Raw genomic sequence first — 16,862 nt, forward strand, 5'->3', positions numbered from 1 at the left:
TGGCCATTTCCGCCAGGGTGGGTCAGCGGGAGACGAGGGCGCGGAGGAAGAAGCGGAGGTTCGCCGGGCGCTCGGCCAGCCGGCGGACGAAGTAGCCGTACCAGTCGCGGCCGTAGGGCACGTAGGCGCGCACGCGGGTGCCGGAGGCGGCCAGCCGGAGCTGCTCGTCGACCCGGATGCCGTGCAGCATCTGCACCTCCCACGAGTCGGCGGCGCGGCCGTACTCGGCGGCCAGCCGCTGGGCCAGCGCGATCATCGCCGGGTCGTGGCTGCCGACCATCGGGTAGCCCGGCCCCCGCATGAGCACGCCGAGGCAGCGGGCGTAGGCGGCGTCGACGTCGCGGCGGCCCTGGTGCGCGACCGACGGCGGCTCGTCGTAGGCGCCCTTGACCAGCCGCACCCGCGAGCCCGGCGTGGCCAGGGCCTGCACGTCGTCCTCGGTGCGGTGCAGCGCCGCCTGCAGGACCGCGCCGGTCTGCGGGTGGTCGCGGCGGAGCTCGGCGAGGACGGCGAGGGTGGCGTCGACGGTCGAGGAGTCCTCCATGTCGAGGGTGACCGTGGTGCCGATGCGCGCCGCGCACTCGACCACCGGCCGGACCAGCTCCAGCGAGAGGTCCTCCCCGCCGGGCAGCACCTGCCCGAAGGCCGACAGCTTCACCGACACCTCGGCGCGCGGGCCGAGGTCCAGCGGCGCCAGCGCCTCGAGCAGGGCGAGGTAGGCGTCGCGGGAGGCGCGCGCCTCGGCGGGGTCGGTGACGTCCTCGCCCAGGTGGTCGAGGGTCACCGCGATGCCCTCGCCGGTGAGCCGGCCGACGACGGCCAGCGCGTCGGGCAGCGTCTCGCCGGCCACGAACCGCTCGACCACGCGCCGGGTCACCGGGGTGCCCACGAGGGCGCGGCGCAGCGCCGGGCGGCGGGAGGCCCCCAGCAGCAGGGTCTTCGTGGTGAGCACCGGCCACCTCCGTCGTCGGAACTGGCCTCGAACGCTAGGAGCGCCCGATCGGGTCCACCAGGGACGGACGTACGGACTCCGGACCTCCGGTTTCATACAGTCGTACGGTGCGCGACGACCTGCAGGACGTGGTGGACGAGGTCGCCCGGCTGCTGCGCGCCCCGGCCACGCTCGAGGACGTCGACTTCACGCTGCTGGCCTTCGCCGCGCACCCCCTCGACGACGGCGACACCGCGATGGACGCCGTCCGCACCCGCTCCATCCTCGGCCGCGGCTCCACCCCGGACACCCGCCGCTGGTTCGAGGACCTCGGCATCGCCACCGCGCAGCGGCCGGTGCGCACCCCCGCCGACCCGGCCGCGGGGATCCTCACCCGCCTGCTGCTGCCGGTCCGGCACGGTGGCCGCACCCTCGGCTACCTGTGGCTGCTCGACGGCGGCCGCACCGACCCCGACGACGACGCCGACCCGGCCCTCGCCGCGGCGGTCGACCTCGCCGCCCGCGCCGGACGGCTGCTGGCCGGCGGGGACGACGACGGCGACCTCGGCGAGGCCCTCGCCGCGGCGCTCACCGGGTCCGCGCCGGTGCGGGAGCGGGCGACGCGCACCCTGACCGCCCGGCTCGGCGCGGACACGCCGCTGGCGCTGGTCGCGCTGCGCGGCGTGCCCCCCGAGGGCCGGCGGCTCCCGCCGGCCGCGGCGGTGCTCGGCGAGGACCGCCGCGAGGTCGCCGTCCTCGTCCGGCTGGCCCGCCCCGGCGACCTGCGCCCGGCCGCGACCACCGCGTCCGCGGCCCTCGCCCGGCTGCCCGGCGGCGCGGCCGCGGGGGTGTCCGACCCCGCCGCGGGGCCCGCCGGCCTGCCCGCGTGCTGGGCACAGGCCCGCACCGCGGCCCGGGTCGCGGCCGTGGCGCCGGGGCTCGCGCCGGTGGCCCGCTGGTCCGAGCTCGGCGGCTGGCGGGTCGCCGCGGCGCTGCCCGCGCCCGACCCGGCGGTCGCGCCGCTGCTCGCCGACCCGCTGCTCTCCGCCACGGCCGAGGCCTACCTCGACGCGGCCGGCAGCGTCGCGCGGACGTCGGCGGCGTTGTCGATCCACCGGCAGACGCTGTACTACCGGCTGGGCCGGATCACCGCGCTGACCGGCCTGGACCTCGCCGACGGCGACACCCGGCTGCTGGTGCACGCCTCGCTGCGCCACGCCCGGCTGCCCTGACCGTCCGCCGCCCGGAGCCGCTGCCCGGCGGCGGCGAGCACCCGCGGCACCAGCCGGCGGTGCACGGCCGACAGCGGCGGCCACAGCAGCCGGCCCCAGGGCCGCGCGTAGGACAGGCACGTCGTCCAGGTGACCCGGCGCCCGGCGGTCTGCACCAGCATGTTCGCGCGCAACGACCGGGACGCGGTCTCCAGCCGGATCCAGTCCTCGCCGCGCCCGCCGACCCGCCAGCCGCCCACGGTGTCCGGGGAGCGCCGCGGGTCCAGCCGGAAGGCGAGCAGCCCCTGCCAGACGAACCGCTCCGCGGGGCTCGGGACGTCGCCGAACATCGCCCGCGCCCACCGTTCCGGCGTCGCGGTCCCGTCGGTGACCAGGGTGCACCGGTCGGCGTAGTCGATCCCGGGCAGCGAGCAGACCTCCCGCGCGGACGCGGTGATCCCGCGGAGCACGCCGGTGCTGTCGAGCAGGGTCATGGCGGTCCCCTCTCGTATACGGTGCCGTACAGATGACGGTAGCAGATGTGTACGGTGGCGTACAGGAGGTGGGCGTGGCGGTCGTGCGAACCCCGCGCGAGCGGTGGGTCGAGCAGGGCCTGCGGGCGCTGGCCGCGGGCGGCCCCGACGCCGTCCGCGTCGAGGTGCTGGCCAAGGACCTCGGCGTCACCAAGGGCGGCTTCTACGGGCACTTCGCCGACCGGGACGCCCTGCTCGAGGCGATGCTCGACACCTGGGAGCGGGAGAGCACCGACGAGGTGCTCGCGCGCGTCGAGCGCAAGGGCGGCGACCCGCGGACCCGCATCGAGCGGGCCGGCGTCCTCACCTTCTCCGGCGACCGCCTGCTCCCCGTCGACCTGGCCGTCCGCGACTGGGCCCGCCGGGACGAGGCGGTCGCCGCGCGCCTGCGCCGGGTCGACGAGCGGCGCATGGGGCTGCTGCGCGAGCTGATCGGCACGTTCTGCGCCGACCCCGACGAGGTGGAGGCGCGCGCCCTGATCGCCTTCTGCCTGGCCATCGGCGAGCACTTCCTCGCCACCGGCCACGGCGAGCGCACCCGGGCGCAGGTCCTCGCCCGCGCCGCCGACCTGCTGCTGGACCGCCCGCCACGGACGTCCTGACCGTCGGAGGGGACTGTTGCGCACCGCACCTTCTCTCCCGCGACGCTGTCCGGGGCGTGACCTACGCTCGAAGGGCTGATGGCTGCGGGAGGAGAGGCGTTGCCTCGAGACGCGGGCGGCGCCGGCGACGTCCTCCGGGACCTGCGCACGGCCACCGCCGTGGAGCACGGACAGGTCGAGGCCACCCTCGACCTGATGGACCCCGCACTGGACCGCGGCCGCCTGGTCACCGTCCTGGCGCGGCTGCACGCCTTCTGGGCCGCGGCCGAGGCCGGGCTGGACGACTGGGCCGCCCGCCACCCCGGCGACGCCGCCGCCCTCGACTGGGACCGCCGCCGCCGCACCGGTCTCTACGCCGCCGACCTGGCCGAGCTGGGCGGCTCGGCCGACGCCGGCCGGCCGGACCTGCCCGCCGTTCCGGGCACCGACGAGGCGCTGGGCAGGCTGTACGTGATGGAGGGCTCGACCCTCGGCGGCACCTTCATCGACCGCCACCTGGCGGGCCTGCCGGGGCTGTCCCGGCTGCGCTGCTTCACCCCCTACGGCGAGGACACCGGCGCGATGTGGGCCGCGTTCCGCCGGGTCACCCGGGCGCACGTCGCGGGCGCCGGGGACGCCGGGCGGGTGGTCGCCGCGGCCCGGCAGACCTTCGCCGTCCTCGCCGACTGGTGCGCCCCGGCGGCGCAGGGGGCGACCGCGTGACCGACGTCGACGCCACCTCCGGGGCGGACACCGCCGGGGCAGACGTCGCGTGGCTGTCGCCGGGTGAGCCGGTCGACCTGGACAACTGCGCCCGCGAGCCGATCCACGTCCCGGGGAGCGTCCAGCCGCGCGGCGTGCTGCTGGCGGTCAGCGAGCCCGACCTCGTCGTCGTCCAGGCGTCGGAGAACCTCGCCGGGCTGACCGGCGTCGTCTGGTCCGACGCGCTCGGCCGCCCGCTCGCCGACGTCATCGGGGTGGCGCAGACCGAGGCCGTCGTCCGCTCGGCCAGCGCGTTCGGCGACCTGCGCGAGCGCAACCCGGTGGAGGTCACCCTCGACGTCGACGGCGACCCCGTGCCCGTGGACGCGATCCTGCACCGGGCGGTGCTGGGCGGCGCCCGGGACGGGCACGGGCAGCCCGCGGACGGCGACCCGCCGCTGACCAACCTCGTCGTGGAGCTGGAGCCGGCGCGCGGGCCGCGGCCGTTCTCCTTCCCGAACACCTACCAGGCGGTGCGCGGGACCGTCGCCGAGCTCAACCGGGCCTCCACGCTGCAGGAGCTCTACGACATCACCGCGCGGGCGATCCGCGCGCTCACCGGCTTCGACCGGGTGATGGTCTACCGCTACGACGCCGACTACAACGGCGAGGTCGTGGCCGAGGCGAAGGCCGCGGACCTCAACCCCTTCCTCGGCCTGCACTACCCGGCCTCGGACATCCCGGCGCAGGCCCGGGCGCTGTACGAGAAGAACTGGATCCGGCTGATCAGCGACGTCGACTACGTCCCCAGCCGCATCCAGCCGACCGCGCACCCGGCCACCGGCCGGCCGCTGGACCTCACCTACTCGACGCTGCGCAGCGTCTCGCCGATCCACGTCGAGTACCTGCAGAACATGGGCGTGCGCGCCTCCATGTCCATCTCGCTGCTGCAGGACGACCGGCTCTGGGGCCTCATCGCCTGCCACCACTACTCCGGCCCGCACCAGCCGCCCTACGCCACCCGCGCCGCGGCCGAGTTCCTCGGCTCGACGCTGTCGCTGCGGCTGGTCGACCGCACCGCCGAGGACGAGGTGCACCGGGCGCTGCAGGTCCGCTCCACGCTGGCCTGGCTGACCGCGGCCACCCTCGACGAGGACCGCGCGCTGGCCGACACGCTGCTCGGCACCACCAGCCTGCTCGACGTCCTGCCCGCCGACGGCGTGGCCGTCTGCCTGCAGGGCAGCCGCGGCACCAAGGGCACGGCGCTGCCGGCCGACGTCCTCGAGCGGCTGGTGGCCTGGGCGGCCGAGCGCGGCGAGGACGTGGTGGCCACCGACGCGCTGCAGCGCGAGGCGCCCGGGCTCGGCGTCCCGGTCGAGGTCGCCTGCGGCGTGCTCGTGCTGCCGCTGCCCGAGGGCCAGTACGTGTTGTGGCACCGGCGCGAGGCCGTGCGGCACGTCGACTGGGGCGGCGACCCGCACAACAAGGCGATCGCCGAGCGGGAGGGCGACGACGTCCGGCTCAGCCCGCGGAAGAGCTTCGACCGCTGGCGGGAGACCGTCCGCGAGCGCTCGCACCCGTGGACCCCGCAGGAGCGCGCCGAGGTGGTGCAGCTGCGCAGCCACCTGCTCGAGGCGCTGTACGCGCGGTCGCGCAGCATCGTCCGCGCCGCCGAGACGCTGCAGCGCAGTCTGCTGTCCGAGCCGCCGCAGCGGGACCACCTGCAGATGGCGGTGCGCTACGTGCCGGCCACCCGCGAGGCCCAGGTCGGCGGCGACTGGTACGACGTGTTCGTCCAGCCCGACGGCTCGACGATGCTGGTCATCGGCGACGTCGTCGGCCACGACGTCCAGGCCGCCGCCTGCATGGCCCAGCTGCGGGGGCTGCTGCGCGGCATCGCCTACGACAGCGGGGACAGCCCCGCGGCGGTGCTCACCCGGCTGGACGCGGCGATCGAGGGGCTGCAGCTCGGCGCCATGGCCACCGTGCTGGTCGGCCGGCTCGAGCAGGCCGACGACGACCGCGCCGCCGGGGTCACCCGCCTGCGGTGGGCCAGCGCCGGCCACCTGCCCCCGCTGGTCGCCGCCCCCGACGGCACCAGCGCCCCGCTCGACGGCGGCCGGCCGGGCCTGCTGCTCGGGGTGAGCCCCGAGGCGGTCCGCGCCGACGCCGAGGCGGTCCTCGCCCGTGGCTCCACGGTGCTGCTGTTCACCGACGGCCTGGTCGAGCGCCGGGCCGACGGCTTCGACGACGGCGTCGACCGGCTCGCGCAGGCCCTCGCCGAGCTGCGCGACCGGCCGGTGCACGAGGTCTGCGACGAGGTGCTGGCGCGGATGGTCCCCGACGGCGCCGAGGACGACGTCGCCCTGGTCGCCGTCCGCCTGGCCCCCGAGGAGTAGCCCCGGGGAGTGAGCGGGCCCCTCCCGGGATCCGGGAGGGGCCTCGTCCCCTACTGCGGGTCCGAGAAGCCGGCCGCCAGGCCGTCGTCCTGGGGACCGCCGTCGTCGGGCAGCGGCGCCTCGTCCTCGGCCGCGCGCACCTCGGCCTCGCTGCCGCCGGACGGGGCGTCGACGCCGCGCGTCAGCTCGGCGAGCAGGCGCTCCTCGTCGGGGCGCAGGTCACCGGAGCCGAGGTGCTCGCCCGGCTGGCCGGCGTCGGAGCCGGAGGCCATGCCGCTGTCGGGGAGGTCCGGGTCGGTCATCGGGGGAAGTTCGGCTCGAGGCGCGGCACCACCTGCATCTCCGGCACGAACGCCGAGGGGTGCAGCAGGAGCAGCGTGCGGACGGTGTCCGCCACCGCCGACGGCGGCATCATCAGGTGCCCCGGGATGCCCCACTGCTCCATCATCGGCGTGTCCATCGCCGCCGGGATGACGCTCATGACCCGCGCCGGGAACGGTCGCTCGCTGCCGTCCTCGAGCCTCACGGCCTTCTCCCGCAGCTCCCGCTGGATGCAGCGGGTGGCGTTGAGGAAACCGGCCTTGGAGCCGTTGTAGGCGATCGCGCCGCTGCCCGAGGTGATCGCCGACAGCGACACCACGTGCACCACGTCGGCGGTGCGGCCCTCGGGCAGGTGCTGCACCCGCTTCACGAACTCGCTGGTGAGGAAGATCGGGCCCTCGCAGTTGACCGCCATGACCCGGCGGTAGTCGTCGAGGTCGATGTCCGTGATGTAACCGGGGCGGTCGATGCCGGCCACGTTGACCAGGACGTCGAAGGCGTCGCCGTGCTGGTCGAAGAGGCGGGCCACGACCTCGCGGCGGCTGGCGTCGTCGGTGACGTCCAGCGGGACGACCTCGGCGCTGCCGCCGGCGTCGGTGACCAGCTCGCGGGTGCGCTCGCTGCCGTCGGCGTCGATGTCGGCGACGACGACGTGCGCGCCGGCCTCGGCCAGCGACACGCACGTCGCCCGGCCGAGCCCGCTGGCCCCGCCGGTGACCAGCGCCACGCGGCCCTTCAACTCCCCTGCCACCCGTTCCTCCGTCCTCCGGCCCGCGCGGGGACCGTGATCACGATGCGTCCCCGCCACTCTCGCCGAGGTCCGCGCGGCCCGCAGGTCGGAGCGGTCAGGCCGGGGAGGACCAGACGTCGGCGAGGGTCACCGTCTGCAGTCGCCGGGTATCGATCAGCTCCAGCATCCGGTCGAGCACTGTGGTGATGGCCGGCTGGTTGGCGTGGCCGACGATGATCGCCCGGGCGGCGAACCACTGCTCCGCGGCGGCCATGAGCTCCTCGGGGCCGATCGGGCGGGCGTCGTCGAAGGTGCCGTTCCACATGACCGTGGTCGGGTGGCCGAGGTCGGCGGCGATGGCGTCGACGCGCTCGTCGTGCGAGCCGAACGGCGGCCGCCAGAACGGGGTGTCCGTGACGCCGAGGGTGCGGCGCATGAACTCCTGGTTGCGCCGCAGCTCCTCGGCCACCTCGGCGTCGGAGACGGTGGTGAGGTCCGGGTGCGACCAGGTGTGGTTGCCGAAGGCGACCTGGCCGGACTCGATCAGCGGCCACAGGTCGCGGGCGTTGTCGCCCCAGGTGCGGTAGCTGCCGTTGGGGAAGAACGTCAGCCGGGTGCCGGTCTCGCGGGCGAGGGTGACCAGCGCCGCGACCACCTCGCCGTTGCTGCCGTCGTCGATGGTCAGGGCCAGCTGGTTGCCCCTGCCGGGGATCTGGTCGACGACGCCGGCCGGGGCGGGGACGGCGACCAGCCCGCCCGGGCCCGTGGGCTCGGCGGCCGCGGCCGGCGGCGGGGCGACGAGGTCGGGTGCCCCCAGGTCCATCTCGGCGGCGCCGCGCCCGACGGCGGCCCCGGCGAGTCCGGTGGCGAGCAGGAGGAGGAAGCCCCGGCGGTCCACGCGGCGGACGCTAGGAGGGCGCTCCGGCGCGTCCGGCGCAGCGACACGAGCGGACGGGCGCGCCCGCCACCGTCCGTGTCCCGGTGACTACCGCCTTCCGCGCGCGGAAGGCGGTCTCAGGCCGCGGGGACCAGGCCCGCCTGCTCGATGAGGCGCGCCTGCTCGCGGCACCAGGGCGACCACTCGTCGCGCTCGGAGTCCTCCTGGCGGCGGCGGAACGCGGCCCACTCCAGCAGCTCCCACTCCCCCACCTCGGCCGGGTCGGGGTCGGGCGTGCCGGTGAAGCGGCCCAGGTAGACCGGGCAGACCTCGTTCTCGACGACGCCGCGGAACTCGGCGCGGTAGCGGTAGCCGGGCAGCGCCGGGCGCAGGTCGGCCACCTGCAGGCCCAGCTCCTGCGAGGCGCGGCGGGCGATCGCGGCGCCGTCGTCCTCGCCGGGGCCGGGGTGGCCGCAGACGGTGTTGGTCCACATGCCCGGGAAGGTCTGCTTGTCCGCGGCGCGGCGGGTGACCAGCAGCCGGCCGTCGTCGGCGAACAGGTAGGCGGAGAACGCCCGGTGCAGCGGCGTCTCGCCGTGGTGCACGAGCGGCTTGGGCATCGTGCCGATCGGCGTCCCGTCGTCGTCGACCAGCACGATCAGCTCCGCCGCGGTCACCGTCACCGGCCCATCCTCCCCGACACCGGGGGTTCCGGCAGCCGCCGGGCGGGCACCGGAGGGGCATGCAGGGGTTCCGGAACGACGGCCTGACCTTCGACGTCCGCGACGACGGCCCGCCCGGCGGCGAGCCGGTGGTGCTCCTGCACGGCTTCCCGCAGGACGCGAGCGCCTTCGACCGCATGGCGCCGCTGCTGCACGCCGCGGGCCTGCGCACCCTGGCGTTCGACCAGCGCGGCTACAGCCCCGGCGCCCGCCCGCGCGGGCGGTCGGCCTACCGGCTGCGCGCGGTGGCCGGCGACGTCCTGGCCCTGCTGGACGCCGCGGGGCTGGAGAGCGCGCACGTGGTCGGGCACGACTGGGGCGGCGCGGTCGCCTGGGCGCTGGGCGCCTGGCACCCGGACCGGGTGCGCACGCTGACCTCGCTGTCCACCCCGCACCCGGCCGCGGTGGCGCGCGCGGTGCTCACCAGCGACCAGGGGCTGCGCTCGTCCTACATGGCCGCCTTCCAGCTCCCCCTGCTGCCCGAGCGGCTGCTGCTCGCCCGCGACGGCGCGGCGCTGCGCGGCGTGCTGGAGAACGGCGGGCTGCCCGCGGACGCCGTCGACCGGTACGTGGACCGCATGCGCGAGCCGGGGGCGCTGTCGAGCGCGCTGGCCTGGTACCGGGCGGTGCCGTTCGGCGCCCGGGACGCCGTCGGCGAGGTCACCGCGCCGGCGCTGCACGTGTGGAGCACCGGCGACACGTTCCTCGGCCGCGCCGCCACCGAGCGCACCCGCGACCACGTGCGCGGCCCCTACCGGCTCGAGGTGCTCGAGGACGTGCCGCACTGGATCCCCGAGCTCGCCGCCGAGCGCACCGCCGACCTGGTCGTCGAGCACACCCGGGCGGCGGCCTGAGGCTCAGCCCTCCGGCGGCTCGGACAGCGGCAGCCGCACCACGAACCGGGTGTTCCCCGGCTCCGAGCGCACCTTGATCACCCCGCCGTGCCGGTTGGTGACGATGCGCCAGGCGACGTCCAGCCCGAGGCCGGTGCCGTGCCCCACCGGCTTGGTGGTGAAGAAGGGCTCGAACACCCGGCGCCGCATGGTCTCCGGGATGCCCGGGCCGGTGTCGGCGACCTCGACGACGGCGTTGTCGCCGTCGACGGCGGTGCGCAGGGTGAGCGTGCCCTCCCCCGCCATCGCGTCGAGGGCGTTGTCGATGAGGTTGGTCCACACCTGGTTGAGCTCGGCGGCGTAGGCGGGGACCGGCGGCAGCGAGCGGTCGTACTCCTTGACCACGCGGATCCCCGGGCCGGTCTTCGCGCTGAGCATGACCAGCGTCGCGTCCAGCCCGGCGTGCAGGTCGGTGAGCTGGTGCGGCGTGCGGTCGACCTGCGAGTACTGCTTGGCCGCGCCCACCAGGTGGGAGATCCGCGAGGTGCTGTCGAGGATCTCGGCGAGCAGCATCTCGGTCTCGACGGTGTAGGCCAGCCAGCGCAGCGCCGGCTCGAGGAAGTCGGGCTCGACGGCGTCGGCGACCGCCTCCAGCGCCGCCGGGTCCAGCCCGGCCGGGACGAACACCGACGCCAGCTCCCAGGGCCGGTCGACGTCGTGGTCCTCGAGCCAGTCGCCGAGCTCGTCCTCCCGGTCCGACCGCTCCAGCGCGCTCAGCTCGGCCGCGCTGCCGATGCCCGCGACGAACCGCTCCTGCAGCTCGGTCAGCCGGCGCAGCTGCGAGCCGTCGAAGGTGCCGTCGGCCAGCAGCGCGAGCTTGTGCCGCATGCCCACGACCCGCTCGCGCAGCGCCGCGGTGGCGCGGGACGCGGCCGCGGCCGGGTTGTTGAGCTCGTGGGTGAGCCCCGCGGTCAGCTTGCCCAGCGCCAGCAGCCGCTCCCGCTGGCCGACCAGCTCCTCGGAGTTGCGGGTGCCCAGGAACAGGCCCTGCAGCAGGTGGACGGCCATGGGGTACCAGCGGCGGAACACCGCGGCGAACTCGGCCGCGGGCAGCGCCAGGAAGGTGCAGTCGGTGACCGCGCGCACCGTCGCCGGGTAGACCTGCGGGACCTGGTCGCCGAGGTAGAACTGCACGGCGCCGCTGAACACGCCCGGCTGGTCGGTGCGCGTGGTCTCCACCTCGTCGCGGCCCACCCGCCGGACCATCCGCAGGGTGCCGGTCAGGAGCACGTAGAAGCACTCGGCCGGCTCGCCCTCGGTCGAGACGTCGCTGCCGGCGGGGAACGCGACGACGTCGCCGGTCTCCGACACCCACGCCAGCTGCGCCTCGTCGAGGTCGGTGAACAGGAACAGCTCGCGCAGCCGCGCGGGCTCCAGGCGGGTGGGCGCGGTCACCGGTCCTCCAGGTACCGGTGCACCAACGTGACCGCCATGGCGCCCTCGCCGACGGCGGAGGCCACCCGCTTCACCGACTGCGCGCGGACGTCGCCGGCGACGAACACGCCCGGGACGCTGGACTCGAGGAAGAACGGGTCGCGCTGCAGCCGCCAGCCCGGGGGGCGCTCGCCGTCGACGAGCAGCTCCGGCCCGGTGAGCACGAAGCCGCGCTCGTCGCGGGCGAGGACGCCGTCGAGCCAGTCGGTGCGCGGCTCGGCGCCGATGAAGACGAACAGGTGCGACGTCGGCACGGTCTCCACCCGGCCGGAGCGGTCGGTGAGCTCGACCTGCTCCAGGTGGTCGTCGCCCAGTACGGCGGTGACGGTGGTGCCGGTCCGGACGACCACGTTCGGGATCGCGGCCAGCTGCTGCACCAGGTAGTGCGACATGGACGCCTCCAGCGAGGAGCCGCGGACCACCAGCGTGACGCAGCTGGCGTGCCGGGAGAAGAACACCGCCGACTGGCCGGCCGAGTTCGCCCCGCCGACGACGTAGACGGGCTGGTCGGCGCAGGCCTCGGCCTCGGTGATCGCCGAGCCGTAGTAGACGCCGCGGCCGGTGAACCCGTCGGCGCCCGGGGCCGGCAGCGTCCGGTAGGCGACGCCCGTGGCCAGCACGACCGCGTGCCCGGCGATGCTGCCGCCGTCGGCGAAGTGCACCACCCGGGCCGAGCCGCGGACCTCGAGCGCGGTCACCTTGCGCGCGGTGAGCACCTCGGTGCCGAACCGGATGGCCTGCCGCCGGGCGCGCTCGGCCAGCTGCCCGCCGGAGACGCCGTCGGGGAAGCCGAGGTAGTTCTCGATCCGGCTGCTCTGCCCGGCCTGCCCGCCGGTGGCCTGCCGCTCGACCAGCACGGTGCGCAGCCCCTCGGAGGCGCCGTAGACGGCGGCCCCGAGCCCGGCGGGGCCGCCGCCCACCACGATGAGGTCGTAGAAGTCGGTGCTCGGCTCGACCGTGAGCCCGACCGCGGCGGCGAGCTCGGCCTCGGTCGGCGCGAGCAGGGCCTCCCCGCCCGGCGGCACCACGACCGGGACGTCGTCGGGACCTGCGCCGGCCGCGGCGAGCAGCCGCCGCCCCTCCGGCTCCTCGACGCTGTACCAGCGGTACGGGACGGCGTTGCGGGCCAGGAAGTCGCGGGCGGCGAACGACGGCGCCGACCAGTGGTGACCGACCAGCTTGACGTCCTCGACGGCGGTGTCGGGGCTGGCCTCCCAGGACGCGACCATGGCGTCGACGACCGGGTAGAGCTTCTCCTCCGGCGGCTCCCACGGCTTGAGCAGGTAGTGGTCGACGTCGACGAGGTTGATCGCCTGGATGGCGGCGTCGGTGTCGGCGTAGGCGGTGAGCAGCGCGCGGCGCGCCCGCGGGAACAGGTCCATCGCCTGCTCGAGGAACTCGATGCCGTTCATCCCGGGCATCCGGTAGTCGGCGAGCACCGCCGCGACCCGGTCCCCGCGCAGCTTGAGCTCCCGCAGCGCCCCGAGCGCCTCCTCGCCGGAGGAGGCCCGGACCACCCGGAACCGCTCGCCGTAGTGGCGGCGCAGGTCGCGCGCCACCGCCCGGGACACCCCGGGGTCGTCGTCGACGGTGAGCAGGACGGGACGGGCCCGCCCCGCGGCCTCGGGGGCCTGGGTCACTGGTCCTCCAGGAAGTCGGGGCCGCGGGGACCGTCCCCGCGGGCCGGGTGCGAGCCCACGGGCTCGCGCGGGTACAGCTGCGGGCCCTCGACGTTGCAGTGCGGGTACTCCTCGACCGGCAGCCGCCCCTCGGCCGCCGCCGTCCGCAGCGGCCGGCGGATCCCGGCGAGGGCGACGAGCGCGCCCGCGACGAGCAGCGCGGCGCAGACGAGCACCGCCGTCCGGAAGCCGGCCCCGAAGGCGGCGGGGTCGGTGTAGTCGTCGCCGCCGATGCCCGCCACCACCGGGACCACGGCCACCGCGAGCAGGCTGGCGGCCCGCGCGACGGCGTTGTTGACCCCGGAGGCGACGCCGGCGTACCGGTCGTCGGCGGAGTCGAGGACGGTCGCGGTGAGCGGGGCGACCAGCAGGGTCAGCCCGGCGCCGAACACGACGGTCGCCGGCAGGACGTCGAGCAGGTAGGAGGCGTCCTCGCCGATCCGCAGCATGAGCAGCAGGCCCGCCGCCGACAGCAGCGGCCCGAGGGTCATCAGCGGCCGCGGCCCGATCCGCTGGGCGAGAGCGCCGGCCCTCGAGGAGAACAGCAGCATGAGCACGGTGACCGGCAGCAGCGCGGTCCCGGCCAGCAGCGGGCTGTAGCCGGACACGACCTGCAGCTGCAGCACCAGCAGCACGAAGACGACGCCGAGCGGCGCGTAGACCAGCAGCGTCACCACGTTGGCTGAGGTGAACTGCAGGCTGCGGAAGAGCACGGGCGGCACCAGCGGGTGGGGGGAGCGGCGCTGCACGACGACGAAGGCGGCGAGCGCGGCCACCGCGGCGATCCCCCAGGCCCAGACCGCCGGGCCGGGGTCGGGCGCGCCGGCGGCGGTGAGCGCGTAGGTGAGCCCGCCCAGGCCGACGACCACCAGCACGGTCCCCGTCCAGTCCAGGCCGGGCGCGGCGGCGGGGTCGCGGGTCTCGGGCACGTGCCGGGCCGCCACGAAGACGATCACGACGGCCAGCGGGATGTTGACCAGGAAGACCGCCCGCCAGCTCCACTCCACCAGCCAGCCGCCGACGAAGGGCCCGACCGCGCCGGCCACCCCGCCCAGCCCCGACCACGCGCCGACCGCCGCGGCCCGGTCCTCCCCGGCGAAGGACGCCGAGATGATCGCCAGGCTGCCCGGGGTCAGCAGCGCTCCCCCGACCCCCTGCAGCGCGCGGGCGACGACGAGCGTCCCGGTGTCCGGCGCCAGCCCGCACAGCAGCGACGCGGCGGCGAACCAGACGACGCCGACGACGAACACGCGCCGCCGGCCGAACCGGTCGCTCAGCGAGCCGCCGAGCAGGATCAGCGAGGCGAGGGTGAGGGTGTAGGCGTTCACCGTCCACTGCAGCCCGGTGAACCCGGCGCCGAGGTCGGCCCCGATGCGTTCGAGGGCCACGTTGACCACGGTGCTGTCCAGGAGCGCGAGGCTGGACCCCAGGACGGTGGTCAGCAGCACCCACCGCCCCCGCGGGGTGCCCATCCGCAGGCCCTCCGCCGGGGTCGGCTGCACCCGGGACGTCACCTGAGCGCCACCTCGATCCCCCACCGGTGCCGGGCAGCGCGACTGCGCTGCTCCGGGGCCCGGCGACGTCGGCGGATGCCTGTGGGCGCGAGCCTCGCCCCGCCGGTCGCGGGCTGTCAATCACCCCGGGCGGCGGGCCCGCGCGCATGGACGCCGCCGGTCCGGGGCACCCCGTGCCCCCACCCCCGATCCCCAGGGAGCCGCCATGTCGCTCGCCACCACGCCCCGCCGCCGCAGCTGGCGCCTGACCGCCGTCGGCCTCGTTCTCGCCGCGTCCCCGCTGACCGTCGCCGCCTGCGGCTCCGACGTCGTGAACGACGAGGTGGAGCAGAACGTCGAGGAGGGCGTCGACGAGGCCGAGCAGGAGGTCGAGGACGCCACCGACGGCGAGGACTCCGACGGCTGACGGCGCCGGATGCAGAGACCTCTTTGCAAAGAGGTCTCTGCATCCCTAGCCTGGGGGCGTGCCCGAGAACGCCCCCGAGGAGACCGTCGACGTCACCGACCCGCGGACGCTGCGGGCGCTGGCGCACCCGATCCGCACCGGGCTGCTCGCGCTGCTGCGGTCGGAGGGCCCGTCCACGGCCTCCCGGCTGGGCCAGCGCCTGGGCGAGAGCAGCGGGACGACCAGTTACCACCTGCGCCAGCTCGCCGACCTCGGCTTCGTCGAGGAGGTGGCCGGCCAGGGCACCGCGCGCGAGCGCTGGTGGCGCGCCCGGCACCGCAGCACCCGGTGGCGCACCGAGGACCTGGTCGGGCAGCCCGGCGGCCGCGAGGTCGTCGAGGAGCTGACCCACCAGTCGCTGGGCCGGCAGCGCCGGATGCTCGCCGCGCACGCCGAGCAGCGCGAGGCCCTCGAGCCCGTGTGGCGCGACGCCGTCTCCCTCAACGACTGGGCGCTGCACCTGTCACCGGGGGCCACCGCCGCGCTCACCGAGGAGCTCAACGGCGTGCTCGCCCGCTGGCGGGCCGAGCGCGAGGAGCCCGGCCAGCCGCTGGTCCACGTGCTGCTGGACCTCTTCCCGCTCACCGAGGACCCGGCGTGAGCGCGCCGCTGACCGTGCGCTCGGCCGGCCGCCGGTTCGTCGGGCTGACCGCGCTGCGCTGGCTGCCGATCGGGCTCGCCGCGCCGGTGTCGGTGCTGCTGGCCGCCTCGCGCGGGCTGTCGCCGGCCGACGTCGGCGTCGTCGTCGCGGTCTACTCGCTGGTCACCCTGCTGCTGGAGCTGCCCACCGGCGGGCTGGCCGACGCGATCGGCACCCGGCAGGTGCTCGTGCTGTCCGGGCTGATGACCGCCGCAGGGCTGGTCACCTCGGCCCTCGCCCACTCCGTCGCGGCGTTCGCGGTGGCGTGGGCGCTCAAAGGCGTCGGCCGGGCGCTGGACTCCGGCCCGCTGGAGGCCTGGTACGTCGACGCCGTCCACGCCGCCGACCCGGCCGCGGACGTGACCCCGGGACTGTCCCGCGCGGGCGCCGCCGACGGGGCCGGCCTGTGCCTGGGCGCGGTGCTCGGCGGGCTGCTGCCCCTGGTGGCGGTGGGCTCGGGGGACGCGGTGCTCGTGCTGCCGGTGCTGGCCGCCACCGTGGTGGCCCTGCTGTCGGTGGCCGCCGTCGCGGCGCTCGTCGTCCCGGTGGGCACCGCGCGGCACGCCGGGGCGGCCGCCCTGCGCGCCGGCGTGCGGGACGTGCCCGCGGTCGTCCGGGACACCGCTCGGCTGGTCGTCCGCGACCGGGTGCTGCGCCGGCTGCTGGCGATCTCGCTGCTGGTCGGCTGCACGCTGAGCACGCTGGAGCTCGTGGGGCCGCTGCACGTCGCCGCGCTCACCGGCGACGACGCCGAGGGCGCCGCGGTCTTCGGCGTGGTGATGGCGGTGTCGTACGCGGCGGCCGGGGTCGGGGCGCTGCTCGCGCCGCTCGCCCGCCGGGCGGCGCGGGGGTCGGCGGGCGCGGCGACGGCGGGGCTGGCCCTGCTCGGCGCGCTCGCCGTCGCGGTCGTCCCCCTCGGCGGGCCGCTGGCGCTGGGCGGGCTGTTCACCGTCTTCCACGTGGGCAACGCCGCGGCCTGGCCGCTGTGGAAGGACGCGCTGCACGCGCGGGTGGCCGCCGGGCAGCGGGCGACCGCGCTCTCGGCGTCGTCCCTGACGCTGCAGGTCGGCGGCCTGCTCGCCAGCCTGCTGGTGCTGCGGCTGGCCGACGCCCTGGGCACCGCGACCGGGTTCTGGGTGGCCGCCGGGGCGCTGCTCGCCGTCGCGGCGGTGTCGCTGGAGCTGCGCTCCGGCGCGACGGCCCCGTCCGGGCCGGCCGCCCCGGTTGCCTCGCGGCAGCGCGGGTAGCGG

The 16,862-nt window shown here is 76.5% G+C and carries 17 protein-coding genes; 8 read left to right on the forward strand and 9 right to left on the reverse strand.

Features of this window, described 5'->3' with window-relative positions; translation table 11 throughout:
• Window positions 1–22 precede the first annotated feature (22 nt).
• Window positions 23–952, reverse strand: a complete 930-nt coding sequence (locus ACI8AA_RS15255; RefSeq protein WP_457045249.1) for a proline dehydrogenase family protein — start codon at window positions 950–952, stop codon at window positions 23–25.
• 107 nt (window positions 953–1,059) lie between these two features.
• Between ACI8AA_RS15255 and ACI8AA_RS15260 the strand changes: the two genes are divergently transcribed.
• A complete protein-coding gene (locus tag ACI8AA_RS15260) occupies window positions 1,060–2,163 on the forward strand; it encodes a PucR family transcriptional regulator (protein ID WP_457045250.1) in 1,104 nt (367 codons plus the stop codon).
• On the opposite strand, the gene ACI8AA_RS15265 is transcribed toward ACI8AA_RS15260, so the two are convergent.
• Window positions 2,061–2,636, reverse strand: coding sequence for a hypothetical protein (locus ACI8AA_RS15265; protein ID WP_457045251.1), 576 nt, complete (start codon window positions 2,634–2,636; stop codon window positions 2,061–2,063). The genes ACI8AA_RS15260 and ACI8AA_RS15265 overlap by 103 nt on opposite strands.
• Window positions 2,637–2,710: 74 nt before the next feature.
• Between ACI8AA_RS15265 and ACI8AA_RS15270 the strand changes: the two genes are divergently transcribed.
• The 3 genes from ACI8AA_RS15270 (at window position 2,711) to ACI8AA_RS15280 (ending at window position 6,357) form a co-directional block, all read left to right on the forward strand.
• Window positions 2,711–3,277: a TetR/AcrR family transcriptional regulator gene (locus tag ACI8AA_RS15270; RefSeq protein WP_457045252.1), complete on the forward strand. Its 567-nt coding sequence runs from the start codon at window positions 2,711–2,713 to the stop codon at window positions 3,275–3,277.
• A 99-nt stretch (window positions 3,278–3,376) separates the two neighbouring features.
• A complete protein-coding gene (locus ACI8AA_RS15275) occupies window positions 3,377–3,979 on the forward strand; it encodes a biliverdin-producing heme oxygenase (protein WP_457045253.1) in 603 nt (200 codons plus the stop codon).
• Window positions 3,976–6,357, forward strand: coding sequence for a SpoIIE family protein phosphatase (locus ACI8AA_RS15280; protein WP_457045254.1), 2,382 nt, complete (start codon window positions 3,976–3,978; stop codon window positions 6,355–6,357). The genes ACI8AA_RS15275 and ACI8AA_RS15280 overlap by 4 nt, the downstream gene beginning before the upstream one ends.
• A 50-nt stretch (window positions 6,358–6,407) precedes the next feature.
• Here the strand turns inward: ACI8AA_RS15280 and ACI8AA_RS15285 are convergent, their stop codons facing one another.
• From ACI8AA_RS15285 to idi, 4 genes are all read right to left on the reverse strand, one after another.
• Window positions 6,408–6,659, reverse strand: a complete 252-nt coding sequence (locus ACI8AA_RS15285; RefSeq protein WP_457045255.1) for a hypothetical protein — start codon at window positions 6,657–6,659, stop codon at window positions 6,408–6,410.
• The gene (locus ACI8AA_RS15290; protein WP_457045256.1) at window positions 6,656–7,429 is read right to left on the reverse strand and encodes an SDR family NAD(P)-dependent oxidoreductase; all 774 of its coding nucleotides are present in this window, start codon (window positions 7,427–7,429) and stop codon (window positions 6,656–6,658) included. The genes ACI8AA_RS15285 and ACI8AA_RS15290 overlap by 4 nt, the downstream gene beginning before the upstream one ends.
• A 94-nt stretch (window positions 7,430–7,523) precedes the next feature.
• On the reverse strand, window positions 7,524–8,306 hold the full coding sequence (locus tag ACI8AA_RS15295) for a polysaccharide deacetylase family protein (RefSeq protein WP_457045257.1): 783 nt from the start codon (window positions 8,304–8,306) through the stop codon (window positions 7,524–7,526).
• 116 nt (window positions 8,307–8,422) lie between these two features.
• Window positions 8,423–8,968, reverse strand: coding sequence for an isopentenyl-diphosphate Delta-isomerase (idi, locus tag ACI8AA_RS15300; protein WP_457045258.1), 546 nt, complete (start codon window positions 8,966–8,968; stop codon window positions 8,423–8,425).
• A gap of 59 nt (window positions 8,969–9,027) precedes the next feature.
• Between idi and ACI8AA_RS15305 the strand changes: the two genes are divergently transcribed.
• Window positions 9,028–9,861, forward strand: a complete 834-nt coding sequence (locus ACI8AA_RS15305; protein WP_457045259.1) for an alpha/beta fold hydrolase — start codon at window positions 9,028–9,030, stop codon at window positions 9,859–9,861.
• Window positions 9,862–9,864: 3 nt separating this feature from the next.
• On the opposite strand, the gene ACI8AA_RS15310 is transcribed toward ACI8AA_RS15305, so the two are convergent.
• The 3 genes from ACI8AA_RS15310 to ACI8AA_RS15320 are packed head-to-tail and all read right to left on the reverse strand — an operon-like array spanning window position 9,865 to window position 14,527.
• Window positions 9,865–11,295 (reverse strand): ATP-binding protein, encoded by a 1,431-nt coding sequence (locus ACI8AA_RS15310; RefSeq protein WP_457045260.1) that lies wholly within the window; start codon window positions 11,293–11,295, stop codon window positions 9,865–9,867.
• Window positions 11,292–12,974 (reverse strand): FAD-dependent oxidoreductase, encoded by a 1,683-nt coding sequence (locus ACI8AA_RS15315; protein WP_457045261.1) that lies wholly within the window; start codon window positions 12,972–12,974, stop codon window positions 11,292–11,294. Before ACI8AA_RS15315 ends, ACI8AA_RS15310 begins: the two co-directional genes overlap by 4 nt.
• On the reverse strand, window positions 12,971–14,527 hold the full coding sequence (locus ACI8AA_RS15320) for an MFS transporter (RefSeq protein ID WP_457045262.1): 1,557 nt from the start codon (window positions 14,525–14,527) through the stop codon (window positions 12,971–12,973). Before ACI8AA_RS15320 ends, ACI8AA_RS15315 begins: the two co-directional genes overlap by 4 nt.
• A 205-nt stretch (window positions 14,528–14,732) precedes the next feature.
• Here ACI8AA_RS15320 and ACI8AA_RS15325 point away from each other — a divergent pair, with 205 nt between their 5' ends.
• The 3 genes from ACI8AA_RS15325 to ACI8AA_RS15335 are packed head-to-tail and all read left to right on the forward strand — an operon-like array spanning window position 14,733 to window position 16,859.
• Window positions 14,733–14,933 carry a hypothetical protein gene (locus ACI8AA_RS15325; RefSeq protein WP_457045263.1) on the forward strand — a complete coding sequence of 67 codons (201 nt, stop codon included), beginning with the start codon at window positions 14,733–14,735 and terminating at the stop codon, window positions 14,931–14,933.
• A 58-nt stretch (window positions 14,934–14,991) separates the two neighbouring features.
• A complete protein-coding gene (locus tag ACI8AA_RS15330) occupies window positions 14,992–15,573 on the forward strand; it encodes a helix-turn-helix domain-containing protein (protein WP_457045264.1) in 582 nt (193 codons plus the stop codon).
• Entirely contained in the window at window positions 15,570–16,859 is a 1,290-nt protein-coding gene (locus ACI8AA_RS15335; RefSeq protein WP_457045265.1) for an MFS transporter, read from the forward strand. The genes ACI8AA_RS15330 and ACI8AA_RS15335 overlap by 4 nt, the downstream gene beginning before the upstream one ends.
• Window positions 16,860–16,862 lie beyond the last annotated feature (3 nt).

The sequence above is a fragment of the Geodermatophilus sp. SYSU D01180 genome (genome assembly GCF_054050415.1).